13 protein-coding genes are annotated in these 26,495 nt (G+C 66.4%); 5 read left to right on the top strand and 8 right to left on the bottom strand.

Annotation, left to right across the window (positions count from 1 at the left end):
- Positions 1-17 precede the first annotated feature (17 nt).
- The 4 genes from RMP10_RS06475 to RMP10_RS06460 are packed head-to-tail and all read right to left on the bottom strand — an operon-like array spanning position 18 to position 5,941.
- Complete coding sequence (locus tag RMP10_RS06475; RefSeq protein WP_309672740.1) at positions 18-224, bottom strand: DUF2892 domain-containing protein; 207 nt, start codon at positions 222-224, stop codon at positions 18-20.
- Positions 217-3,411 (bottom strand): efflux RND transporter permease subunit, encoded by a 3,195-nt coding sequence (locus tag RMP10_RS06470; protein ID WP_310569553.1) that lies wholly within the window; start codon positions 3,409-3,411, stop codon positions 217-219. Before RMP10_RS06470 ends, RMP10_RS06475 begins: the two co-directional genes overlap by 8 nt.
- Entirely contained in the window at positions 3,408-4,493 is a 1,086-nt protein-coding gene (locus tag RMP10_RS06465) for an efflux RND transporter periplasmic adaptor subunit (protein WP_310569552.1), read from the bottom strand. Before RMP10_RS06465 ends, RMP10_RS06470 begins: the two co-directional genes overlap by 4 nt.
- 32 nt (positions 4,494-4,525) lie before the next feature.
- Positions 4,526-5,941 carry a TolC family protein gene (locus tag RMP10_RS06460; protein WP_310569551.1) on the bottom strand — a complete coding sequence of 472 codons (1,416 nt, stop codon included), beginning with the start codon at positions 5,939-5,941 and terminating at the stop codon, positions 4,526-4,528.
- Positions 5,942-6,074: 133 nt separating this feature from the next.
- Between RMP10_RS06460 and RMP10_RS06455 the strand changes: the two genes are divergently transcribed.
- Positions 6,075-6,668 (top strand): hypothetical protein, encoded by a 594-nt coding sequence (locus tag RMP10_RS06455; RefSeq protein WP_310569550.1) that lies wholly within the window; start codon positions 6,075-6,077, stop codon positions 6,666-6,668.
- A gap of 12 nt (positions 6,669-6,680) precedes the next feature.
- Here the strand turns inward: RMP10_RS06455 and RMP10_RS06450 are convergent, their stop codons facing one another.
- Positions 6,681-11,000 carry a hypothetical protein gene (locus RMP10_RS06450; RefSeq protein WP_310569549.1) on the bottom strand — a complete coding sequence of 1,440 codons (4,320 nt, stop codon included), beginning with the start codon at positions 10,998-11,000 and terminating at the stop codon, positions 6,681-6,683.
- 6 nt (positions 11,001-11,006) lie between these two features.
- Positions 11,007-14,618 carry a hypothetical protein gene (locus RMP10_RS06445; RefSeq protein WP_310569548.1) on the bottom strand — a complete coding sequence of 1,204 codons (3,612 nt, stop codon included), beginning with the start codon at positions 14,616-14,618 and terminating at the stop codon, positions 11,007-11,009.
- Positions 14,619-14,820: 202 nt separating this feature from the next.
- Here RMP10_RS06445 and RMP10_RS06440 point away from each other — a divergent pair, with 202 nt between their 5' ends.
- The 3 genes from RMP10_RS06440 (at position 14,821) to RMP10_RS06430 (ending at position 21,303) form a co-directional block, all read left to right on the top strand.
- Entirely contained in the window at positions 14,821-15,390 is a 570-nt protein-coding gene (locus RMP10_RS06440; protein WP_310569547.1) for an ECF-type sigma factor, read from the top strand.
- On the top strand, positions 15,375-17,723 hold the full coding sequence (locus RMP10_RS06435; protein WP_310569546.1) for a serine/threonine-protein kinase: 2,349 nt from the start codon (positions 15,375-15,377) through the stop codon (positions 17,721-17,723). Before RMP10_RS06440 ends, RMP10_RS06435 begins: the two co-directional genes overlap by 16 nt.
- Positions 17,724-18,000: 277 nt before the next feature.
- Positions 18,001-21,303, top strand: a complete 3,303-nt coding sequence (locus tag RMP10_RS06430; protein ID WP_310569545.1) for a hypothetical protein — start codon at positions 18,001-18,003, stop codon at positions 21,301-21,303.
- Positions 21,304-21,329: 26 nt separating this feature from the next.
- Here RMP10_RS06430 and RMP10_RS06425 read toward each other — a convergent pair whose 3' ends face one another.
- Positions 21,330-22,436: a hypothetical protein gene (locus RMP10_RS06425; RefSeq protein WP_310569544.1), complete on the bottom strand. Its 1,107-nt coding sequence runs from the start codon at positions 22,434-22,436 to the stop codon at positions 21,330-21,332.
- The gene (locus RMP10_RS06420) at positions 22,436-23,215 is read right to left on the bottom strand and encodes a DUF1028 domain-containing protein (RefSeq protein ID WP_310569543.1); all 780 of its coding nucleotides are present in this window, start codon (positions 23,213-23,215) and stop codon (positions 22,436-22,438) included. Before RMP10_RS06420 ends, RMP10_RS06425 begins: the two co-directional genes overlap by 1 nt.
- Positions 23,216-23,361: 146 nt before the next feature.
- On the opposite strand from RMP10_RS06420, the gene RMP10_RS06415 reads away from it, so the two are divergent.
- Positions 23,362-26,340: a M14 family zinc carboxypeptidase gene (locus RMP10_RS06415; protein WP_310569542.1), complete on the top strand. Its 2,979-nt coding sequence runs from the start codon at positions 23,362-23,364 to the stop codon at positions 26,338-26,340.
- Positions 26,341-26,495 lie beyond the last annotated feature (155 nt).

Genomic DNA, 26,495 nt, shown 5'->3' with positions numbered 1-26,495 from the left:
GGGGTTCCGTAAGTGTCTTAACTGCGCTTCGGGGTGCATCCGAACATACCCGCCTTCCCCAGCATCAGTTCAAGCGGACAGCAGTTCGTGATGCTCGACTGGAAGAGGTTGAACCCCACGAAGGCCGTGAAGAACAGGAAGCCGGGGTGTACGAAGTAGCCTAAGGCCACGGACAGCATGACGAAGACGCCGGCGATGCGACGAATGATCTTGTCGTTACACATGAGTATTGCTCCGGTTGAGTTGCCAGTAGAGAAGCGGAACGACCACCATCGTGAGCAGCGTGGCCACGATCGCCCCGCTCATGAGCGCGACGGCCAGCCCTTGGAAGATCGGGTCGAGCACCATCACCAAACCGCCCACCACCACGGCGGCGGCCGTGAGCGCGATTGGACGGAACCGCACCGCGCCGGCTTCAAGCACCGCGTCGGTCAGTGACCGCCCACGGGCTTCTTCGAGCTGGATGAAGTCCACCAGCAGGATCGAGTTCCGCACGATGATGCCGGCCAGCGCGATCATGCCGATCATGCTGGTCGCGGTGAAGAAGGCGCCGCTGATCGCATGCCCCGGGAGAATGCCGATCAGCGTGAGCGGAATCGGCGCCATGATCACCAGTGGAATCGTGAAGCTCTGGAACCACCCCACCACCAGCACGTAGATCAGCAGCAGCACGATCGCGAAGGCGAGACCGAGATCGCGGAATACCTCGATGGTCACCTGCCACTCACCATCCCACTTGATCGCCGTCTCGCTCACCGTGGCCGGCGGCACCGCGTTGTAGCGCGTCACCGATGCCCCGTTCACGCGAATCGCATCGAGCTGGCGGTTCATGTCGAGAATCGCGTATACCGGACTCTCGATCTCACGCGCGACGTCGCCGGTCACGTAGATGGCCGGCCGCAAGTCCTTGCGAATGCGTGAACCGTCCCGCGTGCCGTTGATGACCGTGACAAACCGCGCCAGCGGCTGCGGACCCTGCATCGTGGCGATGGGCAGCGACAGCAGCGCTTCCACGCTGCTGCGCTGGTCGAGCGGCAGGCGTGGCACAATCGCGATGCCTTCGCGCGCCGTGGGCGAACTCGCGATACCGGCGGGCGCGCCGGAGAGTGCGAGATACAACGTCTGCGTGATCTGCTCCACACTCGCACCCGACTCGGCGGCCCGCACGCGGTCTACGCGGAAGGTGCGCTTGGCCTGCGGGGCCTCGACGGTCCAGTCCACGTCCACCACACCGGGTGTCTTTTCAAACACCTCCTTCACCGCCTTCGCCGCCTCGAGGCGTGTGGAGTCGTCGCCGGCGTACACTTCCGCCACCAGCGTGGACAGCACCGGCGGGCCCGGGGGAATTTCGGCCACCTTCGCCGACGCCTGGTACCGTCGCGCGATACTGTCGACACCGGGGCGTACGGCCACCGCGATCGCGTGGCTCTGCCGGTCGCGCTCGCCCTTCGGCAGCAGGTTCACCTGCACATCGGCCACGTTGGCGCCGCTGCGCATGAAGTAGTGGCGCACCAGGCCGTTGAAGTTGAATGGCGCCGCCGTGCCGGCATAGACCTGCGTGCTCACGACCTCGGGCACCGTGCTCAGATACGCCGCGATGCGTGACGCGGCTTCATTGGATGTCTCGAGTGTGGTGCCTTCGGGCAAGTCGAGCACGACCTGGAATTCACTCTTGTTGTCGAACGGCAGCATCTTGACCTGGACCGCCTTGAAGCCGACCAGACTCACGCTCACCAGCAGCAGCGCCATGATGCCCGCGTAGAAGGCGCGACGGCGACCCTGTTGCTCCATGAGCGGCACCATGATCTTCCGATAGATCCGGTCCACCTGGCCGCCCTCCTCGGGCGGGTGCTCCGGACTCGCATGACCGCTCGGCACATGCGCCGCCTTCACGTGCCCTTTCAGCAGTCGATATGCGAGATACGGTGTGACGATGAAGGCCACGGCGAGCGAGGCCACCATGGCGACCGACGCACCGATCGGAATCGGCCGCATGTACGGCCCCATCATGCCACTCACGAACGCCATCGGCAGAATCGCCGCGATCACGGTAAACGTGGCGAGAATGGTCGGGTTGCCCACTTCATCGACGGCGTCGATCGCGGCCGCCTCCGCGTCGCGATCACCCATCGCCAGGTGACGATAGATGTTCTCCACCACCACGATCGCGTCGTCCACCAGAATCCCGATCGAGAAGATCAGCGCGAACAGCGTGATGCGATTGAGCGTGTAGCCCAGCGCGTAGTACACGAACAGTGTGAGAGCGAGCGTGACCGGCACGGCCACCAGCACCACCAGCGCCTCGCGCCAGCCCAGGAACAGCCAGATCAAGGCCGTGACACTCAGCGTGGCGATGATGAGGTGCAGAATCAGTTCCTGTGCCTTTTCGCCGGCCGTCTCACCGTAATCGCGCGTCACCGACAGCTTGACACTGCCGGGAATGAGGCGGCCCTTGGCCTGATCTACGCGCTGCATCACGGCATGCGTGACGGCGGTCGCGTTGGCACCCTTCCGCTTGGCGACGGCGATGGTCACTGCCGCTTCCGACGCGCCGCTCCCATCGCGATGCGACACATAGCTCGTGCGTTCGCCGAAATCCTCGCGCACGTCGGCCACGTTCCGCAGGTACACCGTACGGCCACCGCGAGCCGACACCACCACGCTGCCGACATCGAGCGACGTGGCCAGCGGGGCGCCGACGTCGATGCGCAGCACGCTGTCGCGCACCGCGATTTCACCGGCGGCGAGACGCGCGTTGGCGCCGCGCAACGCCATGATCACGTCGCCCGGTGTCACGCCGCTCGCCGCGAGCCGCGTGGGATCGATCTGCACGCGGATCTGCTTCGGTGCGCCGCCGGTGACGAACGTTTCGGTTACCTCGGGCACTGTGCGGATTTCGTCTTCGAGATGCGCCGCGATTTCGCGCAGCGTGTTGGCATCGACGCCGGCGCCATGCAGCGTGAGCGCCAGCACCGGCACGTCGTCGATCGAGTGCGCCTTGATCACCGGCGGCATCGCACCGGCCGGCGCCTGGTCCATGGCGCCCGCCAGCTTGGCCTGCACCTTCGTGACGCTGCGCTCCTGGTCTTCGCCGACCTTGAAGCGCACCGTCACCATGGCGTAGCCGTCGCCCGACATCGTGTATACATGATCGACGCCCGGCAGCTCCATCATGCGCTGCTCGATCGGGCGCGCCAACAGATTCTCCGCTTCCTGCGGCGACGCGCCCGGCATGGCCGAGATCACGTCGATCATGGGCACCGAGATCTGCGGCTCTTCTTCGCGCGGTGTGGCCAGGATGCCAAGGACGCCCACGGCCAGCGACGCCACCGTGACCAGTGGCGTGAGCTTCGAGTTCAGGAACGCTTTCGCGATCCGGCCGGAAATGCCCAGCGCGCGCGGCGTGCTCACGTGGCCGCCTTGGCGGATGTCGCCGACGTCGAAGTGGGAACCACGGTGGGCACTACGATCGTCTCACCGGCCTTCAAGCCGCTGCTCACCGCCGTATGCGTCAGGCTCGACACGCCCAGGCGTACCCAGCGGCGCTCGTCACCCGCTGTGGTGCGCACGATGACGCCCGTGAGGTCGCCCTCGCGCACGATGGCCGCGTTCGGCACCAGCAGCGCATGTTCACGACCCACCGGAATGGAGACCATGGCGGCACTGCCGCTGCGATGCGCGCCGGTCCGATTCGCTACGGTGGCGTTCACCGTGAAGAGATTGCCGGCGCCGGCCGGAACCACGCCTTCGATCACGGCCGATACCGATGTGCCATCAATCGTGGCGGCCAGTGTCTGCCCGCGCGTCAGCGAACGCACGGCATCGCCCGCGGCGCTCACACGGATGCGTAATGTCGAGCCGTCCTGCACCGTGATCAGTGGCGCGCCCGGTGCCGCAAACGCGCCCGGATCGACCGCGCGGAAGGTGACGACGCCGCCAAACGGCGCAATGACGGTCGCGTAGCTGCGCATGGCGTCAAGCTCACCCGATGCGGCCTGCGCCGCCCGCAATCCCGCCTCGGCTCGTGCCAGTCCCGTCTCGACGGCGTCGAGCTGCGCGCGCGTGGCCGCGCTGTCGGCGTAGAGGGCGCGAATCCGCGCGGCCTGCGTGGCCGCTTCGCGCTGCATCGCCTGGGCGTCGGCGATGGAGGCGCCGACTTGTGCTGACTTCGCTGTAAGATCGCGCGCGTCGATGCGCAGCAGGGTCTGTCCCGATCGTACCACATCGCCCTCATGCACGAGCACTGCGGTGACCGTGCCCATCAGCTTCGTGCTCAGCGTGGCCTGCTGAATCGGCTCGGCGACACCAGACGCCGCGATGGTCGCATCGATGACCGTGTCGCGGACAACCATCGCCGTGCCCGCAACCGCGGCGGGGACGGGCGTCGCGCCCGAGGCGGTGTGCTCGTCGTTCCCGCCCGAGCAGGCGGTGAGTGAAAGTCCGGCAACGGTGACGAGTGCCACCGTGGAAAACAGCGTTTTGGTCGACGTCATGGTGCGTGCTCCCTGATATCGGTTCGGACGCATCAGCGCGCCGTCGTAGTGGAAGAGTCGAGTGCCGTCAGAACGGCCGGGTCGCCACCGGAGGCGCGCCGCCACGTGGCGATCGCGTCGATCACGGCATAGCGCGCGGCGGCATGGGCGAGCGAGGCGCCGGTCGTCGATGTCTCGGCCGCCAGCAATTCGGCGATGGTGGCTAGCCCGCCGTCGTAGCGCTTCTGGACCAAGCGGGATGCCTCGCGACTCTGCTCGGCCGCGTCGCGGGCCAACGTGAGTCGCTGCAGCGACAATGTGAGGCGCCGCGCCGCGTCGTCGCGCTCCAGTTGGCTCTGCGCGCGGGCGGCATCGAGGCCGGCGCGCGCCGCATCGGAGCGCGCCGTGGTGACCGCCACATCGGCCAATTCGGCGTTGCCGCCGAACAGCGACCACGAGGTCATGACACCCACGGTCCAGTTCTTCTGACCCGCGTACACCGTGCGCGTGTCGTTCCAGTCGTAACGGGCGAAGCCATTCACCCGGGGCAACAGCGTGCTGGCGGCGCGGCGTCGGTCGGCACCTGCCGCCGTCACACCGGCCTGCGCTGCGCGCACATCATCGCGAAGCTGGCCGATGCCGTCCGTCGCGCCGACCGCCGTATTGGCCGCGGCGCTGTCATGCACCGCGAGCGCCACGACCGCCGCATCATCGGGCAGCGCGCTGGGCAACGTAGGCAGCTCGGGTCCCGTACGCCCGAGCAGAAGCGCCAGCTGCTGTCGTGCCGACAGCGCGTCGCTGCGGGCACCGAGCAGCTGGGCGGCCACGTCGGACGCGCGAACACTGGCTTGCAAAGCGTCGGCCTTGGTGACTAATCCCTGCGTGACCATGGCGCGGACCTGGCGCACGCCGGCGTCGGCGGCCTGCTGCGCCTGCGCGAGCACGCCGGCCATGGCCTCGGCTAGAATCGCCCCGTAGTAGGCACGCACCACGTCGGCGCGGGTCGACACCGCCGCCCACTCGCCGGCGGCCTTGCTGGCGTCCACCGCCGCTCGCGCCGCGCGAAGACCTAGCCAGGCGTCGCCGTTCACGAGCGGGACCTCGAGCACCAACCCACCCAGCGCATTGGTGACCGCGCTGGGGTAGTTGAGTTTGGCGGGTTCGAAGGCCGCCGGCGTGACCAGCCGCTGACGCAGCGTGGTCCCGAAGGCCCCGATGGGGTCGGTGGTGCGGATCACCCCGGCTTCGAGGCGGGCCGAGGGAAGAATGCCTCTGAGCGGCAGGCGGGCGCGGGCCCGGTCGCCGGCCGTGGCGGCAGCGGCGATCCGGTTGCCGAACGCGTGATGGTCGGCCTCGCGGATCGCCTCGCCGAGCGAGAGCGGCGCCGACTGGGCCCGCACTGGTGACGTCGGCAGGACGGCCAGCAGGGCCGCCGCCAGCGCGATCGGGAACAGTGATGATGTTTGCATATACAGATATACATAAGTGCGTATATCTATAATAGCAAGAGGAGCGCGACCGGTCGGCCAGGCCGGCTCGTCAGCCTGCCGCGCCGTAGGTATCTTCCATATTCACCATTCCATCACTCTGCTCGAGGTCTTCATGCGCCGTCCTCACTTCGCATCAGCAGGCGCGGCGGCGATCGTGCTCGCCAGCCTGCTCTCCACCACGACGCTGGCGGCCCAGGAGCATGCGCACACCCCGGGGATGACCCATCCGGCCGCGGTGCAACTCCCCACGCAGGGAGGGCAGGCGGCCTTCGCGGCCATCGCCGAGATCGTCGCGATGTTGCAGGCCGATGCCAACACCGACTGGTCGAAGGTCAATATCGAGCGCCTGCGCCTGCATCTCGTCGACATGGACCTGGTGACGTTGCGCAGTCGCGTGGTGTCCACGCCCGTCGCTGGTGGTGCGCAATTCCTGGTGCGCGGCACCGGTGACGCGATCGCGGCCATCAAACGCATGACGGGTGCGCACGCGGCGCTGGTGATGAACGGCGGTGGCCCGCGCGTGGTGCGCACCGAACTCCCCGACGGCGTTCGCCTCGTCGTCACGGCGGCCGACACCAGCGATGCCGCCGCCGTGGCGAAGCTCCGGGGGCTCGGCTTCATCGGCCTCATGGCCACCGGCGACCATCACGCCGCACACCACATCGCGCTGGCCCGTGGCGCGGCGATGGCCGACCACGGGCACTAGCGCACGCGGCGGTTACGTCAACTCGACGTGTTCCACGTACACCAGGCGACGTCCTTTCGACGTCAGCGTACCATCGTAGGGATCGGCCTCGTCGGTGATGAACTCCTCGTACTCCGCCACCACCAGGCGGAATCGCTTGGCCGCCGACGGCACTTCCGGTAGCGTGACCGTGCCGTCCCACATGACCGGCCAGGCCATGGTGGCGTCCACCAGATTCTCCGCCACCACCGCCTCGTAGTCGCGCCGTTCCACCAGTTCCCGGGCGCGCGGCTCGCCCGCGGCGTTGCGCACGATCGTGATCGCGGCCGCCTCCGCTCGCGCGTCGTCAGATCGCGCTTCCACTCTGCGCGGTCGCGAGGACGGGCGCGCGCGCGCTGGCGGCGTTATCGCGCTGTCGGCTACGCGGACCCAGCCGAAGTCTTCACCACGATCAGGGTTGAGCTGTTCGACCCACACCTCCACGACATTGGTCTTCGCGATCCCCGTGGGAATGAAGTAGCGGATCTCGCCATCGGGACCAATGGCTTCGGTGTGACGCTGCCAAGCTTCGGCGTATCCCGACGACTGCTCGGGCCGATGGCCGTGCACGGTAACCGCCCGCTTCGTCGCGGATGACCGCTGCACTGCCAACCAGCGGTCGGGCGCGAGCGCCGAGAACTCGCAGAGCACGACCGTCGACAGCCACGCGCCGTCCACCGACGTGGGCTGATAGCGCGCGAGCGCGAGTCGGACGAACGGAAAGTACGACTCGCCATGACGAATCTCGATATCGCAGTACCAGAGCTTCCGGTCGGCGTCCCACGCTACATCGTGCGGCGCGACATCCACCAATCCAAGTCCCCAGCCAACGGGTAACCCCGCGTGCGGAATACTGCGGGTTCGGAAGGGATGTGCCGGCTGATCGGCTTCGACCGCCGGCGTATCAGGCGGCAACCACGCTCCCGTGGCATCCGGACCGAGACGCGCGCGAGGAAAGCGCGACAGCACCGGTGCCACGCCGTCCACGTACGGCGACGTCCAGACCGGGTCGTTCCCCCACTGTGTGACCACGTCTTTGTACGGCGCCGCATCCGGCGTGATCGGCTGTCCCTCAGGGGGAAGCACGACGGCCAACATCTCACCATATCCCGACGCATTCCACGGACGGTCCAACCACACGCGTAGTCCGCTGCCGCGCCGCCAACTGGTCTGGCGACCGTCTTCGCGCGATGCGCGTGTCCAGCCGAAGGTGGGCACGACGTACAGCACCTCGGGCGCCGGCGGTGGCGCCGAACTGGGCGCCCATACCCGCTCGACCGCGCTGGTCACGGTGAGGCGTTCCGCGTCGCGCTCGCCCGCAGGAAGTCCCCGCGGCTCACGCGGGTCCGGCGTCTGCACCGGCGCCGGCACGTACTCTCGAAAGCGCGACGTGCCCACGAGTCGGTACTCCACGCGACGATAGCGTGTGTCACCGAAGTCGTGTACCTGAGGACGTGCCTCAGTCTCGGAAGCGAAGACCGCATTCAGCACGGGACCGAAGACGATCCGATCGGGCTGCGACGCGTCGGGCACCATGTGCTGTGTAATGCCCGCGTACCCCTGCGGGTCGGTGATCTTGACGGAAAACGCCAGATCGGTCTTCGCGGCATTGCCCGGTGAGCCGAGCACTCCACCATTTGTCGGATCATTCCACGCCGCCATCAGATCGATGCGATCGGTGGTCATCCGGTGCACGCGGGCCTTCACGCTCGGGCGCACCCACGTCGCGCCACGCGGACGCTCCAGCATCAACTCGTCTATTTTGGGAGTGCGGAGCGGACGCTGAACGGCGTGCACGATCTCCATCTCGCGCCACGGGGTCAGCGACCAGATCGCACCGGCGCGCGCACGACGAGCCAGCGCTGCCGTTCGCTCGGCCGCCGGAACCCAGTTCCACACGCCGAGCAGGGCCAGCGCGTCGTCATCGAGCATAGCGGACAGCCGCAATCTCGCGCGCAGCCCTTTCGGCGCCGGAATTAGCAATGTGCGCGTCGCGTCGTCGAATCGTGGCCGCTCACGCTCGGCCTCGTACACACGCAACAGGATTGGCGACACGTCGGGCCAGCTCGCCCCCGCGGCGTAGAGGGGGATCGTGATCAGCTCCGGGGGGCCGTTCCACGGATAGTCGAGTAATCTGGCAGCCACTCTCGTGGAGAGCGCGTCGGGCAGATAGGGCAGGGCCACCGCATCGGCCGGCAGCGCCGTGTACGACACCGCGCCGCCGCCTCGGGTTGCGAGTTTGAGCACCGGAGGCTCCGCGTCCCGCGTGGAGAGCAGCGCATACTGCGCGGCGCCTCCCCAGCCCGGTCCGTCGCACACACCGTGCAACTCCGCTTCACGTTGCGACACCCGCGGCGACAACGACCATCGGCGTGCAATCTCAGCCGATGGCGTCGGATCATCGAACACGTCATTGAACGTACGAATCGCCATGCGCGCCATCGACTCACCCGGCCCGGGTGATTCGACCGATCCGGCGTCACCGACCAACGCGAACAGCGGTGGAGCGACAGGCTCGTAACGCCAGTACGGCGCCGCCGACTCTCGCGATTCCTCGTCACCGCTATAGTTGCTCGTACTCGGCGGCAGTGAGTTACCCGCCAGATCCACGACGCGGGCACGCACGGCGTACACCCGTCCATAGCGCAGACGCGGAAGTGTCCCGGGCGCGGCCACGAACGACGTGCGGAGCGGAATACCGTCGGGAACCACGGGCGACGGATCGGCCACCTCGTCATCGGTTCCCACGGACAGGCCGGGTGCGGGGGCCACGAGGCTCCAGCCACGCCATACCGCCATGATTTCATGCAGCGACATGATATTCGGGTTGCTGCCATCGGCGGCGCTGGTTGCCGCGAGTCGCAGCGTGCCTTCTTCGCGCACGCCGCTCAGCGAGAGCGCGTTGCCTATTATGGTGTAACCGGCTAGGCGTTCACAGAGCGATCGCCACTGCGTCGTGGATTGGTCCCATACATCGAGCCGCCATCCACGCACGAGATCTTCCGCGAAGAGATTGGCCACCGCACCACGACGTCGGGAAAGCAGTTGCTCCATCCGCGTATTGAGCGAGTCATTCCGCCCGAACGCATCGGTGAGGCTCGCGCCGCGGCCACGATGCACGAGCATCAGTCCCCCATTGCGCAGCGCCGGCGCACCGGTACGGCGCGGCAGCTTCGACACGGCGTCGACCTGTCGCGCGGTCGCCTCATGCGCCACCAGGCTCCGCGCGAAATTCATCAGCTTGAGGGCGGAGCCATCGACATCTGCTTGTAGCAGCGCCACACGCGCCGGATCCATCCGGAGTAGCCGACTGCGGACGCGCAGATTCTTGGTGTCGGCCGCGGGACGCGACACGGGCTCGAAGCGCGAATCGCTCAAACTTGCCCGGGTCTGCGGTGCCGCATCGCGCCGCGTGACCGCATTGGACGCGCCGGGCGACTCGATGCCCGGCGGCAGATCCACGCGCACCGACAGTGGCGCATCCTCGGTGCGGCGTAACCCGCTCACGGGCACTACGTAATCGAGCACCAGCCCCAGCTTGCGGAGCAGCACGGGATACTGATTCATCGCGGAGACGATGCGGTGAAAGTCGAGCGACGCCACGAAGTCCGCTGCATCAATTTCAGCGCGTTCGTGGGTTCGCCACGTGACGGCGTTTCGCTCGTCGGCTGGTGTGTGCGTTTGGCTGCTCTGCTTCGACAACGGCGTGTGGAAGAGCTGAAAGGTCGCCAGCATTGTTCCCGCGCCCTTGAGCCCTTTGAATCCGCTTCGCGTGAATTCCCCATACTCGCCACCGATGTCACGCACCGGCGTCTTCCGGCTGCCTCCAAATCCGTCGACAGCGGCTACGCCCTCGATCACCGGCTTCAGTGCGGACTGCTCGCGCAGCTCGCTGATCGACGGCAACTCTTCACCCGCTGACGCGGTCAGCGACGCATACACGTTGCGAACCACGTCGTGCATCGCGACCGCGTCGAACGACAGCACGCTGGTCGCGGTGTGGTCGGTCATCTTGAACGACCGAACGGCGGTCGAGGCCGGGAACATGGCCAACCACACTTGCGAGTCGGGCACGCCGATCGAGGCATCCACATGCGCGGCCTCGATCGGAATGGCCGCGTCACCGAACGAAACCGTGATCTTCGCGCGCGCGAGCGTCGCCGGCCAATTGGCGAAGTCCGCGAACGACGACACGCGCGGTGCGGCATTCTGCGGTTCGAGGCGCGGTGACAGCAGCAGCGAGAAGCGGACGTCGCGGCCGTCGGCGGTGAGGCCGTTGGGGAGCACGGTCCAGATGAGTGATTGCACCGGCATACGCAACTACTCCGCAGCGAAGGCGAGACAGTACGATTCCCACGTGGGCAGCCCGGTCACGAGCTGTGCGAACGTCGGATCAGCTTCCGGATTCTTGAACTCGCGACGACACCGTACGGTGACTTCGCCGCTGAACACCAGCACCTCCACCTCCACCGTGAGCGTCGCCTCGCCAAATACCACCAGCATGTCATCACGCTTCTGGATTCCCAGCTGGAGGTTGAACGTGAGTGACATCGACACGATGCACATCACATTCAGCTCACCGTGCAGGCGCACGTAGCCGGATAGTTCGACGGCGCCGTCACCCTCCGCCGCGGTGAGCCAGTGGAAGTAGATGCCCGCGCTGATTTCGACTGAGCCGGATGCCACGCCGAGGTCGATGCTCAGCCGCGCCTGCGCTTCGAGCGCCGCTTCGATCTCGCGCACGCCATCGGCGCCGACGCCGATCATGAGAAATCCACCGCCCCCCAGCAGCGAAACGGTCAGCGAAAACGGATCTTCCCGTTTTGCGAAGTTGAACGCGACCGACATAGGCTGCGTATCGAACGGCAGCTCGAAGCGGGCACCGATACTGAGCCCGGACAGCGCAAACACGCCGACCTGCGCGCTCGGCAGCGTCAGCGAGTAGCCAGCCGAGATTCCACTGGGGGTTACCTGAATCGCAGACGGATCGGAGAATCCGTCTGACGGAATGAATTCGCGCAGCTTGTTGACGAAGTTGAGCGGTCCGCCGAACATCACGGCATCGGTCGGGTGCATGTCGACGGTGACATCGGGCTTGCGACCGTCGGTCGTTTCGAAGCGCAGGCTGTTGAAGCGCAGGACGATGAAGCCCCACATGTTCACCGAGAAATTCTTCATCACCGACGTGATCACGGATGACGCGCTGTCGGGTTGCCCGACGCGCGCGGTCGTCACCGCACTCATGATGAACGCCGATGCAGTTGCACCGTCCGCACGGGGAATGAGAATGCCCAATGCATCGGGCCTGCCCATCACCGTATTCCAGTCGTAACGCGCTTCCGTGCGAGCCGGCGCCCCGCCTGTGGCGGGCAGATCGCGCGTCACGAACTTGGGCACGTTGGGGCCGGAGAGGCCGGTGGTCACCTGTTCGATGATCTCTTCGAGCTTTATGCCACCCAGGATGCGCGCATCCTTGAAAAAGCTGGACGGTGTGAACGTGTTGCTCTGTACGGCGCCCAGGTCCGATGCCATGCCGATGCGCCGGGACACGCCCTTGATCTGCATCGACGGTGACGCGATCGCGCCCACCGCATCCGTGCGCGACGCATTCGATGACGGGCCGAAGCTGACGTCCCACGACGGGTTCTGACTGGTGAGCGCCAGAAAGAGCTCGCCCGTGTTGCCGGGGCCGAAGCCCTGCGTGGCGTAAATGGGATCATACTCCACGTGCACCGTCGCATCATCCCGCCCGAGAATGCGCTGCACCGCACGGAGCGCCACGTACGCGCTCTCCACTTCCGGATAGGCGTTGAGCTGCGAGGTAGAGTCCGAGGCGACCCGACCCGCTGCGAAGCGCAACGTTGCCGTGGGAAGGCGGGGATCGCCCATGGCATCGGCAGATGGTGGCGCATAGCAGATGCTCTCGCCACCGATATTCGCCTGTCGCCGCAGGTCGGCCTCCACGTTGTATCCGGCGCGGAGGCTGTCGCTGAACTTCACGTTTTGCGCACCCACGGTGCGGCTGGCCGTGTTCGCACGACCGGCCACAAACATCAGGGGAAGTGCAAATGTGGTGCGGCGTCCGTCTCGATCGGTGGCGGCGAGGCTGAAACGGAAGTTCTCCAAACCCTCGTTAACCATCGGCCAGAATGCTTCCCGATGCGTCAACAGGTCTGGGGCCGACGATGTGGCGTACAGCACGCCACCGGCTTGGCTCACGCGGCAGCCGACCTCGTCGGGCGCCGACAGATTCGGCGTCACGCTCGTGAGCAGCTCGACGGATGTAAAGGGAAAGGCGTGGCCGCCTGACATGTGCCGCGAGCCGTCGAACGTCTTCACCGTCTCACGCACGACGATGAAGAACCGTTGGCGAAGTCGGGCCACCCGACGCCGCAGCGGGAATTGCGCGTCCACCGGTTCGAATTTGCGCTCCGTGACCTTGATCAGCGACGCCGCATGACCGAACGGCATCAGGAAGCCGGCGTAGACTACACGCACGTAATGGTCGCGCCCCAGCGACATGCGGTGCTGCCACTGCTCGAGATCGATTCCACCGGGCCGCTGCGTCCATGTCCCCGCCGCGTCAAGCGAACCGCCGAGCGCGGTGAGGATCAACCGGCGCGAGATCAGCGGCCGCGGGGTGTACGGATCGCCGCCGTCGAGCTTCTCCTTGAAGCCCGCAGAGAGTCGCACGAGCAGATCGCGATCCAGGGGGTCGAGCGGCATACGGAACGGGCGCTGCTCGTTCACGAGTACGGCGAGATCGCTGCGTCCATAATCTTCCGTCCAGATGGCCCGAACGTCTGCCTGCCGCTCGGTGGCGCCCAAGTTGCCGCCGCGATCTAGTCGCGTATGCCACAGCTCGTGGCGACCCTGTTTGGCCACCGACGACGTCGCGTGATTCCAGACAATCTCGCCCACCGGAGAGAGCACGAGCCGGTACGGCATCTCGATCGCCGTGATATCCTGCCCGGGGCGATACGGCGCAAACAACGCGGAGAGCATGGGGACGCGATGGCCCACTACGCCTGGCCGCGACGCCTCGGCGCTCATGGCAAGACCCGCGGTGGCCTCATATCCGATGCCGGTTTCCACCAATGCCCGCGTTCGCGAATCGCGACCTAGCGCGGGAAAGCTGGCCACGATGGCGTCCACGAGCGTGGAGAGGCGTTGCGCGACGGCGCGCTCGCCGGCGACGTCGTCGGTGCCGCGCATCGCCGTCAATATCGTGGGAACGAGCGCATCGCCCGCAGCGGCGATCGGCGCCGAGGCCGCTGGCACGCCTAAGTCCTCGAGCGCCGTCGCCACGGTTCGGCGCATAACGTCGAACTCGGCGGATGCGACGGCGCCCTTGAGAAAGGCCACGCTCCCATTCATGGCGCCGCCGGCGAGTGCAGTCGGGGCATGAAGCGCGGTCAGCGCGCGTCGTGCTGGCCACGTGCGACAGGCGGCGAGAATGGCCTCGAGCGTGAACGGAATGGATGATACATTCAGCGGCATCGTGAACGCGAGGCGGCTCGGGCCGCTCATCCGGATGCGTGTCGCGCCGGGCGCCGGCGCCGTCTGCGCGTTCTGCTCAAACGTCTGCTTTCCATCGGCGTTCGGGAAGTCAGCGCTGGCGTCTGCGTTGACTTCCGGCAGTGTCGAATCGAGGAGCGCTTCCTCACCAAAACTTTGTGGCGGCAGCTGCAGCACCATGGACGCGTGCTGGCCAGACTCACGGCGCGTGAGGATGGGATTCGCGCCGGGAACGACCTTCAAGTTCGTCAGCCGGATGTCGGCGATCATGAGATCGTCCGGTCGGCGCGCCGTAACCACAATCGGCACGACACGTGCAGCCTCAGCCGCAGCGCTTGCGGCCGCCATTGCCTCGCCTACCACGCTGGCCTTGTCGACGCGGTCGCTACGCGTTGCCGACTTCTTCGCTGGCATCCGGTTTCTCCGTTGGTACGAGCCGCCGAACGTCGTTCAGCGTGTAACATGAATCACAGACACGTGTTGGATGGCCGCGTGCAACTCTTGCCCATGCCATCGGCGGGGCACATCTTGGCCTCGTACACGTGCTGCAGCGTGCTTCCGCCTGTAATCGCGGCAGTCGGTCCCGAAACCGGACATGTCAGTCGAAATGCACTCTATGGCTCAGGTACAGCCCGAACTGGCGGTCAATGCCCTCGCACTCGACGAGCTGGCCAGCGTGCACTACGGTGAGTTGCTCCGCATTGCGCGTCGCGAACTGCGGCGCGTTGGCGAGGACGCAACGCTCGACACGCGTGCGGTCTTGCACGAAACGTTTCTTCGTCTTGTCGTGCAGCGCCAAACGTCGTGGACCGATCGGCCGGTGTTCATGGCCGCCGCCGCCGGGATGATGCGGCGCGTCCTGATCGATCACTTGCGCCAGCGTCGAGCGGTGAAGCGCGGCAGTGCGCGGGCACCGCTGACACTCGACGAGGCACTCGAAAGTGGGCGCGAGCGCGACACGCAGTTGATAGAGCTGAGCGAGGCGCTCGACGCCCTGGCGCAGGTGGCGCCGCGGTTGGCGCGCGTGGTGGAGTGCCGGTACTTCGGCGGCATGACCGAATCGGAAACGGCCGACGCGCTCGAGATCACCGAGCGCACGGTTCGGCGCGATTGGGTGAAAGCGCGCGGCTGGCTGCATGCCGTGCTCGCCGGCCCTGAGCAGGTCACGCCATGCAACGCACGATGACCGTACCGCAGGCTGCGGACGAGGTCTCGTTGGCCGCCTCGTCGTTGGCACGTCTGCGTGGTGACAGTCCCGCGCGCTGGCATCATCTCGAACGCATCATCGATCTCGCGCTGGATGCACCCGCAGAAGCACGGGAGGCTGTCGTGCATGCGCACAGCGCCGGCGATCTGGCACTACGCGACGCCGCGCTGGCTTGGCTGCGCGCGTGCACGCACGCCGCGACGAATGGCCGCGACGGGCGTGCGCACGCGGCCGCGATGCTCGACGTACCGCTCACGACGTCAGTGATCCGGCGTGTCCTTGAAGACGCCGTCGCGACGGGTGCGGCCACCTCCTCGTCGTTCGGCGCGTCGTCGCCCGCGTCGCGCGAATCGGCCGAGCGAACTCAGGGCGCCCAGGTGGGATCATGGCGCGTGCTGCGCGAGATCGGTCGTGGCGGTATGGGCGTGGTGTATCTGGCCGAGCGCGCCGAGTGCGATGTCGGGATGCAGGTCGCGCTCAAGTTCATGCGCCATGCCGATGCGCTGGACGCCGTAAGTATGCGCCGGTTTCTCGATGAGCGACGCATTCTGGCGTCGCTGTCGCACCCGGCGATTGCACGACTGGTGGATGTCGGCGTGGACGGCGATACGCCGTGGCTGGCCATGGACTATATCGCCGGTGTGCCCATCGATGTCTGGTGCAAGGAAAGGTCGCTCTCGATTGAAGGACGCATCGCGCTGTTCTGCGAAGTCGTCGACGCGGTGCAACATGCGCATGCACGCTTGGTGGTGCATCGTGATCTCAAGCCCGCCAACATTCTCGTCACCAACGATGGGCGTCCCACGCTACTCGATTTCGGCATCGCCAAGCTGCTCGATGCCGGGGGTATCGGCGCGGGCAATCCCGGCCGGCCTGTCGCGAATCGTACGCGTCCGGGCTGGCAGCCCATGACTCCGGCGTATGCCTCACCCGAGCAGAAGCGTGGCGAGTCGCCGTCGACGGCGAGTGATGTCTTCGCGCTCGGCGTGCTGTTGCATGAGTTGCTCACTGGCGCCTTGCCAGACGTCGGCGTGTTACCGTCTGACGTGGCAACGCGCACGTTGGCCATCGATGCGGCGCAATCCGCACGCCTCGCCCGTCGGCTGCGTGGAGACCTCGACACCATCATCGTGCGCGCCATCGACGACGAGCCGGCGCGGCGCTACTTGACCGCGGATGCGCTGGCGGTCGATCTCCGTCGCCACCTGCGTGGACTCCCGGTACATGCGCGACGTGACTCGAGGATGTACCGGGTGCGCAGGTTGATGGCGCGACATCCGCTCTCGTTCACTGCGGCCGCCCTCGCGGTCGTCGTGTCGGCGGGGTTCACCGTGTTCACCGCGGCACAGGCTCGGCAGCTGCAGGCGCAGGCCGTGGTGCTGCGTGAGCAGGCGCGAACGCTTCGCACTGAGCGCGACAAGGCGATCGAAGTGACGCAATTCCTGAAGCACGTGCTTTCAAGTCCCGATCCGTACCAGATGGGCGCACCGGCCCCGTCACTGCGCGCGGTACTCGACCGAGGCACGGCGGACATGGAGGGGCGCCTGCGCGATCGACCGGAAATTCGTGCGCAGCTGTACAGTGCGATCGCGCCCGCCTACTTCGGCTTGGGTGATTGGAACCGGGCGGGCGATGCCGCCGCGGCGGCCGTGGCGTTGAGGCGCGCGAGTCGCTCACCACGAAACGCCGATCTGGCGGCCTCGCTGGTGTACTTGGCCAATGTTCGGTTGAACCAGTCGCGCGCAGTCGAAGCGGAAGGGCATGCGCGCGAAGCGGTGTCGATCATCCGAGCGCTGCCCCTCGACCAGCGGGCCGACTCCGCGTCGGCGCTGAATGCACTCGGTGCGGCACTCCAGAAGCAAGGGCGTCGCGCTGCGGCCGGCGAGGTGTTATCGGCGCTGCTGCAGGTGGAACGGTCGCGCGTCCCGCTCGACATGGCGCGACTTGCGCAACTCGAGCGAAATCTGGCCCACGTGCAGCGCGACGACGGCCGATATGCCGACGCCACCGTGCTCTACGCCCGCGCGTATGAGCATCATGTGATCGCGTTTGGCGCCGGACATCCGGAGAGCGCGAACAGCGCCGTCAACCTGGGCTACGCGCACTTCCTGTCCGGACACACCGAGACGGCGCTGCCGCTCCTCCGCGCGGGGGTGGCGGCCAAACGGCGTGTCCTTGGACTGGCCAACCCAGACGTGGCGAATGATCAACTCACCTTGGCGCGCGTGCTGGTCCACGCCGGGCGTAGGGTCGAGGCCTCCCGCCTGCGTGCGGAGGCGGAGTCGGTGCTGGTGCGGCTCGCGAGGCACTGAGACCGATTGTGCTACGGACCGGCCATCGGGCGACCATCCCCGCTCGGTGTCGCTCTTGACTCACGTCGTGGCTCGGGACCGGGTCCGGTCGCGCTGTCGTCGCGGCATCAAGTGGAAAGGCGCGTGGTGAGAACCAGCCGGAGCATCGCCGAAGGGGCGCGGGGAGGGCGTGCGAAGAGGCGTTGGCATGGGAGGACACAACGAGAGGTGGTTCCGCAGCGTACTTTTCTCTGTCTACGGCCGTTCGGTCCGTCGGGTTTCCCCGTCTCAATTCGCCATGCCTCACCTGTTCGTTCGCTCCACTGGCCGCACCGTCGCCGCGCTCGCCGTGGCCGCGGCGTCGGCACTCCCCGCCGTGGCAGCGGCTCAAGCGCCGTCGGCACTCGCCGACTCGCTGCTCGTGCGTCCCCTCGCGTTCCGTGCCATCGGCCCGGCCTCCATGAGCGGCCGCATCGCTGATGTCTCCGTCGTCGAAGGCCCGCGCACGCTACGCGGCGGACGACTCGGCACCTCCATGTACGTCGCCGTCGCTACCGGCGGCGTCTGGAAGACCACCAACGGCGGTCTTGCTTGGACCCCGGTGTCCGATTCCATTGGCGTCGGCTCCATCGGTGCCGTCGCCGCCGCGCCGTCCAATGGTGACGTGGTGTGGGTTGGCAGCGGCGAGGCCAACAACATGCGCAGCTCGTCGTGGGGTGTAGGCGTGTTCAAGTCCACCGACGGCGGCAAGACGTGGTCGAAGGCGATGCTGCCGAAAACGCAGCACATCGGTCGCATTGTCATCGATCCACGCGACCCGGACATTGTGTACGTGGCCGCCATGGGTCCCCTCTGGGGGCCGGGCGGTGAACGCGGTCTCTTCAAAACGATCGATGGCGGCAAGACGTGGACGAACACCAAGTCGATCTCCGCGCAGACCGGCTTCACCGAACTCGTGATGGATCCGGCCAACCCCGACGTGCTCTATGCGGCATCGCTGCAGCGTGAGCGTCGCGAGTACGGCTTCCTTCCTGGTGGTACCGAAAGCGCCATCTGGAAGACCACCGATGGCGCGAGGACCTGGACCAAGCTTGCCAGCGGTCTGCCCACCGGTGAAATCGGGCGCATCGGCCTCACGGTGTGCCGCTCGCGGCCGAGCACGGTGTACGCCTCGGTGCATGCCAAGGCGGCCGCCAACGGTTTCTATCGCAGCGACGACGCCGGTAGCACGTGGAAGTTGGTGAACAGCAGCAACGGCACCGCGTGGTACTACAGTCAGGTGCGCTGTGACCCCACCGACGCCGAGCATGTGTATCGCTTGAATGCGAACTCGCAGGAGTCGTACGACGGCGGCAAGACGTGGATCGGCTTCGCTGGTGGTGGCGGCGTGCACGGTGATGCGCACGCGCTCTGGATCAATCCCGAAGATCGTGAACACATCGTGCTCGGCAACGACGGTGGTGTCGATATCTCATACGATCGTGGTCGCACCTGGTACAACGTCGAGAACATCGTCGGCGCGCAGTTCTACGCGATCGCGGTGGACAACGCCAAGCCGTTCTACAACGTGTACGGCGGACTGCAGGACAATCAGACGTGGGGGGGGGCGAGCCGCACGCGCAACGCCTTCGGTCCGTCGAACGCTGACTGGTATCGTATGGCCGGCGGTGACGGCTTCTACAACGTGCCGGATCCGCTCGACCACAACATCGCCTACGCCGAGTCACAGAACGGCGGCGTCGTGCGCTACGACGCGCGCACCGGGCAAACCAAGAGCATCAAGCCGTATCCGAAGAACGGCGAACGGCATCGCTGGAACTGGAGCGCGCCGATCGTGCCGTCGAAGCACACCGGACGCACGCTGTACATGGCGGCGAACTACCTGTTCAAGAGCGCCGATCGCGGTGACTCATGGACGACGATCAGCCCCGACCTCACGCGCAATGTCGACCGCGACAGTCTGCCCATGCGCGGCGCCGTTCCGTCACGTGACGTGCTCGGACTGCATGAAGGCACCGCGGAATTCAGCAACATCTCCACGGTATCCGAGTCGCCGCGCCGCGCCGGACTTCTCGCCGTCGGCACCGATGACGGGTTGATTCAGGTCACGCAGAACGACGGCAAATCGTGGACGAAGACCGCCACCTTCCCCGGCGTGCCCGACACCACGTTCGTGAGCCGCGTGCAGTTTTCGACGCACAGCGAAGGCACGCTCTACGCCACGTTCGACGGCCATCGCAGCAACGACTTCAAGCCGTACGTCATGCGCAGCACCGACTTCGGCCGCACGTGGGCGTCGATCACCGGTGACCTCCCCGACGGCGGCTCGGTGCAGGTGATCCGCGAGCATTTCCGTCAGCCGAATCTGCTCTTCGTCGGTACCGAATTCGGCGCATTCTTTACCGTCGACAACGGCGCGCACTGGACGCAGCTCAAGAGCGGCATTCCCGGTGTGCCGGTGTGGGACATGCAGATTCAGGAGAGCTGGAACGATCTCGTGCTCGGCACGCACGGTCGTGGGGTGTACATCCTCGACGACCTCGGTCCGCTGGAGAAGCTGGCCGAAGCGAAGCGGGCGGAGATGGCATATCTGTTCCCGGCGCGCAACGAGATTGCGATGACGCTCAACAACAGCCGCAATTCGGGCATGGGCTCCACCGGATTCACGGGGCAGAACCCGGACAACGGCGTACGTGTCGCGTATCTCATCAACAAGATCACACTCGACGACAAGGCGAAGCTCGAGATCATCGACGGTGGTGGACGGATCGTGCGCGAACTTCCGGTGCCGCGTCGTACCGGCCTGTTCCGGCCGGTGTGGGACATGCGCGTGGGGGCACCGCTCACCGCGGCCGTTGATAGCAACCTGGCGGCGGGACGCGTCTCAGCGGTGGGCGGTGGTGGATTCGGTGGCGGCTTTGGTGGCTTTGGTCGCGGCGGTACGCCCAGCTACACGGCGGCACCCGGCCCGTACACCGCGCGACTCACCATCACGCCGAAGGCTGGCCCGAGCACCGTGCTGACCCAGCGCTTCACGCTGCTGCGAGACACGGAACAGGCGATGTCCGACGGCGAACTCAAGGCGCTCGATGCCTTCCGGTTCAAGGTGGTGCAGTTCCAGAAGGCCGTCACGGCGCAGCAGACGCGTGGCGACAGTGTGGTGGCGCGCTTTGCCGAGGTGAAGAAGGCGGCCGAAGCCAACAGCGCGAAGCTCACGCCGGAGCTCAAGCAGAACCTCGCGGAGATCGACAAGGAACTGGTGAGCTACGTGAAGGAAGTCGGTCAGGCTCCAGGCGCGCGTCCTCGCGGCGCTGCCGGTTCGCCGGCCGGTGGTCCGCCGCCGGGTGGTGACGACGATGTTGGCGCGTCGGGTCAGGCCGACGGATCGTTCACCGGTCGTGCGGCGCTGTTGAACAGTGCACTCAACAGCAGCTTCCCGCTGTCGTCGGCGCAGCAGTCCATGCTGGCCGTTCTGACGCGCGAACTCGAACAGCACGGCGCGCGTGTGGCGTCGGTGAAGTCGGCCAGGTTGCCGGCGCTGCTCAAGTCGCTGCAGGTGGCGGGCATCACAGTGCCTGACGCCCCCGCGCGCGCTCAGTGACGCGTCACTTAGGTGCTGACGAGCACCTAACGGAAGATGGGGAGGGGCGGGGCCGCTTTCGGCTCCGCCCTTTGCCAATCCCGCCCCAACAGCGCCGCGATCGTGGCCGCCACTTGGGCCTGTTGCACCGGCGTGTTGGCGCGCACCCCGCGGGCTGGTGTATCCGGGCCGATCACCGCCGTCCAGATGAACTCCGCGCCCGCCACCTCCTTCCCGTGGTCGGTCCACTCGCGTCCCCACCCGCGACCGTGGTCGGTGCTCACGAGCAGCGTGGTCTTGTCGCGCGTGCGCGGATCACCCTGCACCCGCGCCCACAACTGCGCGAGATAAGCGTCCATGTTGCGCGCCGAGTGCAGGTACAGGTCGTACTTGCCGGCGTGCGCCCACTCGTCAGTCTCGCCGTAGCCCACGAACAGCACGCGCGGATCGTGCGTGCCCAGATATTCCAGCAGTGACTGCTGCATCAGCGCATCGAAAGCCACGTCGGGCCACACACGAATCGTGGTCGCGTACAGATCGCGCAGCAGCACCGATCGCGGTGACGACGACGGGGCCACGCCACGTGTCCAACCGTCGTACACCGGCAGCCCGCCGCGCTCGGCGTTGAAAATACGACTGAATGCGTTCCAGGTCGCGAAGGCGGCCACGCGCCCGGTGAACGCGGCATCGCGGTTGAGCCACTCGAACACCGTCGTGTTCGCGTTGGGCGGATGATTGTTGCTGTCGATGCGCGGGTCGGCAAATCCGGTGAACGTTTCGCTGTACCCCGGATACGAGAACTTCATGGTGTTGGTGATGCGCGCCTGACTGCCCGCCGCGCTGTCGCCGAAGATCTGCCCCTGGGTGGCCAGGGTGCCCCACAAAAACGGGAATAACGCCTGCCGTCGGGCCTGCGGTGTGTCGCGCCAGAAGTCGCGACGGAGCGACGCCGTGTCCGACACGCCACCGGCCTTGCCCATCAGCGACGCATCGGCCCCGGCGAACACTTCCTGCCACCGCACGCCGTCGGAAATCACGAGCATCACATACTGCGTTTTCAAACCGATCGGCGCTGTTTGTGTGGACTGCGCGTGAACCGTCGACGCACCAAGCAGCAGCGCGCTGGTAATCGCCAGGCCGAGGCGGCGAAGCATCAGCGCGGTCTCCGCATCGTCGCCGCCTTGTCCACCAGGCGGCGTAGCTCCTTGATCGGCTCCGGACTATCATCGACCTGCAGGCGCAGTACGACGTCGTTGTGCAGCCACACCCCGCCATCCTTCTTCACGATCAGCATCGCGGCCGACTGCATGCCGCGTTTGTCACCGCCGGCCATCTGGCCCGCTTCGAGCGCGGCCATCAGCCGCAACGAGAGATGCCCCGTCGTGTTCTCGAACGCGCTCACCATGGCGCTCACCACCTCGGCGCTGGCCAGGATGTTGCCCTGCGCGGTGCAGAACTTTCCCTGCTTGTCACCCGCCCAGTCGGTGGCCTTGGGTCCGGTGTAGGCGGCCACGTTGCCCTGCGCATCGATCACCGCGAACTGACGGCCTTCCTTGGTCCAGTCTACCGGCCGCGGATCGGGGTCGCCCTGCCACACGCGCTTCACGACGTCGGCCGGTTTCACACCCTGGCGCAGGAGTGCGATGGCCTGCGGACCGTAGCTCACATCCACGATGGCCTGTGTGGCCGCCGCGCCGACGCCGGCTTCGGCCCAGAGCACGCCGTTGCCAACGGAGAACACGCGCGACTGCACGGCGCCGCCGACTTCACCGGTGGCCGGGTCGTAGCCGAGGATGGAGAAGGTCGCGACGGGAGGCCAAGGGAGTGACGGCGTCGTCGAGAACCCAGACGATTGGGCGCGGGCAGGGCTCGTGATCGCAAGGAGACCGACGGCGAGCGCGATGGTACGGACGGTAAATAGTAGAGAGCGCATGGCGGCGATGTGGACGTAGGGGACGGAGCGGTCGGCTCCAACAGGCAGCCATAAATGTGCACCAGCGGCCGCCCGCATGAGCGCTCGCGCCATGTGCCGCGTAGTCTCCATGCAGCAGGTGGCCCACATTCTTGAGGAGATGGCACATGGTCGGCAGGATGCATCGATGGCGTGCAGCGTTGGCGGTGGCGATGATCGCCGCGGCCCTGCCCGCAGAGGGGCAGGGCGTAGCGGGTGCCGCCGCGCAGCAGATCGACGAGGCCTATACCGCGAAGATCAAGGAGTTCCTGCAGGATCCTCGCATCACCACTGAATTGGTCGACCACTTGCCGTCGTCGGCCACGGTACCGACGCCGCTCAAGTTCCACGGCCGTATTGTGGGCACGCCCGGTGAGCTGACGTACGCCAAGGACATTCACCGCTACTTCGAGGCGCTCGACAAGGCGTCGCCGCGCGCCAAGTACTGGACGATCGGGAAGACCGAAGAAGGGCGCGACATGGTCGTTCTGGCCATTGCCGACTCGGCCACCATCGCCAATCTCGACACGTTCAAGGGCGACATCGCTGCGTTGAGTGATCCGCGCAAAACGAGCGAGGCCGACGCCCGACGGTTGATCGGCGCCACGAAGCCCATGTACTGGCTCACCAGCGGCATTCACTCGCCAGAGACCGGCGGTCCGGAAATGCTGCAGGAGCTGGCGTATCGTCTCATCGTGGAAGAGACGCCGTTCATTCGGCAGATTCGCAACAACATCATCACGTTCATCACGCCCGTGATCGAAGTGGACGGCCGCGAGAAGCAGGTCGACACATATTACTACAACAAGAAGCTGCCGCCGGGCTCGGCGCGCTTGCCGTTGATGTACTGGGGCAAGTACGTGGCGCACGACAACAATCGCGACGGCATGGGGCAGTTCCTGTCGCTCACGAAGAACGTGAACGACTTCTTCCTGCAGTGGAAGCCGCAGGTCATGCACGATCTGCACGAGTCGGTCACGTATCTGTACTCGAGTACGGGTACCGGTCCGTACAACGATGCCATCGACGCCATCACGGTCTCCGAATGGTGGATGATGGCCCAGGTGGACGTGCAGGAGCTGACGAAGCGCGGCGTGCCGGGCGTGTGGACGTACGGTTTCTACGATGGGTGGACGCCGAACTACATGTTCTTCGCGGCGCACACGAAGAACGCGATCGGTCGCTTCTACGAAGTGCAGAGCTACGGCCCGGACAACTACGAAGTGCGTCCGCCGGCGACGACCACGAGCCGTGAGTGGTTCCGGCCGAATCCGCCGCTGCCGTACATCAAGTGGGGCCCGCGCAACAACACGAACATCCAGCAGTCGGCGGTGCTCTTTTCGCTCAAGCACTTCGCGGACAACAAGTCACTGTATCTCGAGAACTACTGGCTCAAGAACAAGCGTGCCGTGGAGAAGGGCAAGACAGGCGCCGGTCCGTTTGCCTGGGTGATTCCCGCCACGCAGCGCCGCAAGGCCGACGCCGCCGACGCGGTGAACGAATTACGGAAGCAGGGTCTCGAAGTGCACACGGCCAACAGCGCGTTCACGGTGGGATCGCTGGCGGTGAAGGCCGGCGACTACATCGTGCGTGGCGACCAGCCGTATCGCACGCTCGCCGACATGTACTTCTCGATCCAGAACTATTCGCCGTCCAACCCGAGTCCGTACGATGACACGGGATGGACGTTCCAGTACATGCGGAACGTGGCGGTGCTGCCGGTGGCCGAGCAGAGCATACTGGCGCAGGGCATGACGGCGGTAACGGCCAAGGTGCACGCGACCGGTGGCATCGAGGGCACGGGACCGGTGTTGATCGTCGATCACACCACCGACAACAACCTCATGAAGTTCCGCACGACGCACGCCACGGTGCGCATGCAGGCGGCGGAAGCCGAGTTCACGGCGGCGGGTCGCACGTTCCGCGCGGGCGCATTCATCGTGCCGGCAGCCGATCGTGCCAAGCTCGAACCGACGCTGAAGGAGCTGGGGCTGAGTGGCTATGCCGTGGCGTCCGCACCGGCCGTGAAGATGCACGACCTCGATCTGCCGCGGATCGGCTACATCCATGCTTGGCAGCGCACGCAGGATGAAGGCTGGGTGCGGGCGGCCCTCGACACGTATGGCGTGCCGTACACGTACTTCGCCGACATCAAGCTCCGGGAAGGCAATCTTCGCGCGAAGTACGACGTCATCATCTACCCGAGCGTGGGGGGCAGCGCGCAGTCGCACGTGGCGGGCATCATCAAGTCGGGCGATACGCCGCTGCCGTACAAGAAGTCGGCGGCCACGCCGAATCTCGGGGTAAACGACAGCGCCGACGACATCCGCGGCGGCATGGGTATCGAAGGTCTGACCGAGCTGTACAAGTTCGTGCAGGCTGGTGGCACGCTGATCGTGGAAGGCTCCACGACGACGATCTTCCCGGCGTACAACCTTACCAGTGGCATCACCGTGGAGTCGCCGGCCGGACTCTTCGCGCGCGGCACCATTCTGCGCGGCGTGGTCACCGATCGCACCAGCCCGTTGTCGTACGGCTTCGACGCGCAACTGCCGGTGTATTTCAATCAAGACCCCGTGCTCTCGGTGGCTGGCTCGGCCGGCCTCTTCGCGGGCGGTGGCGGTGGCCGCGGGTCGGCCCTGAGCCAGAACATCACACCCAACGCGGTGCCGCTGCGCATTTCGCCGTGGACCTTCGGTGCGACGGACTCGACCGGATCGCCGATGCCCGCTGCGGGCCGTGGCGCCGCCGCTGGGGCCGCCGCAGGTGCCGGGGCAGGTCAGGATGGCCGTGGCGGTGCTGGAGCTGCTGGCGGGGCGCTTGGCAGCGCGGGCGGGTCTGTATTCGGCGGAGCGACGGGCATCGATGGCTCGCGCCCGCGCGTGATCATGCAGTTCCCGGCGAATGCCGCCGACATGCTGCTCTCCGGCACCCTCGCGAACGGCGAAGGGCTCGCCAATCGCGCTCAGTTGGTGGACGCGCCGGTGGGTAAGGGACACGTGGTCATGTTCGCCATCCGGCCGTTCTGGAGATGGCAGACGCAGGGCACGTACTTCCTCGGGTTCAACGCGATCCTGAATTGGAATGATTTGGACGCGGGGAAGTAACGGGCGCATCGCGGGATTGAAACTGTCAACTCCCTAGCGAGCAGGGGGGCGGGGATCAGGGAAGCGAGTTTAAAGGGGTCATATGCCGTGGTAGGGGGCGGGAACCAAACATAGACCCTGAATAAACGGGGGGGTGGACAGCTTTCTCGAGAGGG

Origin of the sequence: Gemmatimonas sp., from assembly GCF_031426495.1 — a bacterium.
GTDB lineage: Bacteria > Gemmatimonadota > Gemmatimonadetes > Gemmatimonadales > Gemmatimonadaceae > Gemmatimonas.
Note: the sequence above shows the minus strand (reverse complement) of the source record. Positions and strands in the feature narration are given on the sequence as shown.

What these genes read in the sequence shown, in the direction of transcription:
- RMP10_RS06425 (WP_310569544.1), bottom strand. Translation starts at nt 22,436, where the DNA reads ATGCTTCGCCGCCTCGGCCTGGCGATTACCAGCGCGCTGCTGCTTGGT.
- RMP10_RS06435 (WP_310569546.1), top strand. Translation starts at nt 15,375, where the DNA reads ATGCAACGCACGATGACCGTACCGCAGGCTGCGGACGAGGTCTCGTTG.
- RMP10_RS06450 (WP_310569549.1), bottom strand. Translation starts at nt 11,000, where the DNA reads ATGCCGGTGCAATCACTCATCTGGACCGTGCTCCCCAACGGCCTCACC.
- RMP10_RS06445 (WP_310569548.1), bottom strand. Translation starts at nt 14,618, where the DNA reads ATGCCAGCGAAGAAGTCGGCAACGCGTAGCGACCGCGTCGACAAGGCC.
- RMP10_RS06465 (WP_310569552.1), bottom strand. Translation starts at nt 4,493, where the DNA reads ATGACGTCGACCAAAACGCTGTTTTCCACGGTGGCACTCGTCACCGTT.
- RMP10_RS06455 (WP_310569550.1), top strand. Translation starts at nt 6,075, where the DNA reads ATGCGCCGTCCTCACTTCGCATCAGCAGGCGCGGCGGCGATCGTGCTC.
- RMP10_RS06440 (WP_310569547.1), top strand. Translation starts at nt 14,821, where the DNA reads ATGGCTCAGGTACAGCCCGAACTGGCGGTCAATGCCCTCGCACTCGAC.
- RMP10_RS06475 (WP_309672740.1), bottom strand. Translation starts at nt 224, where the DNA reads ATGTGTAACGACAAGATCATTCGTCGCATCGCCGGCGTCTTCGTCATG.
- RMP10_RS06415 (WP_310569542.1), top strand. Translation starts at nt 23,362, where the DNA reads ATGGTCGGCAGGATGCATCGATGGCGTGCAGCGTTGGCGGTGGCGATG.
- RMP10_RS06460 (WP_310569551.1), bottom strand. Translation starts at nt 5,941, where the DNA reads ATGCAAACATCATCACTGTTCCCGATCGCGCTGGCGGCGGCCCTGCTG.
- RMP10_RS06420 (WP_310569543.1), bottom strand. Translation starts at nt 23,215, where the DNA reads ATGCGCTCTCTACTATTTACCGTCCGTACCATCGCGCTCGCCGTCGGT.
- RMP10_RS06430 (WP_310569545.1), top strand. Translation starts at nt 18,001, where the DNA reads ATGCCTCACCTGTTCGTTCGCTCCACTGGCCGCACCGTCGCCGCGCTC.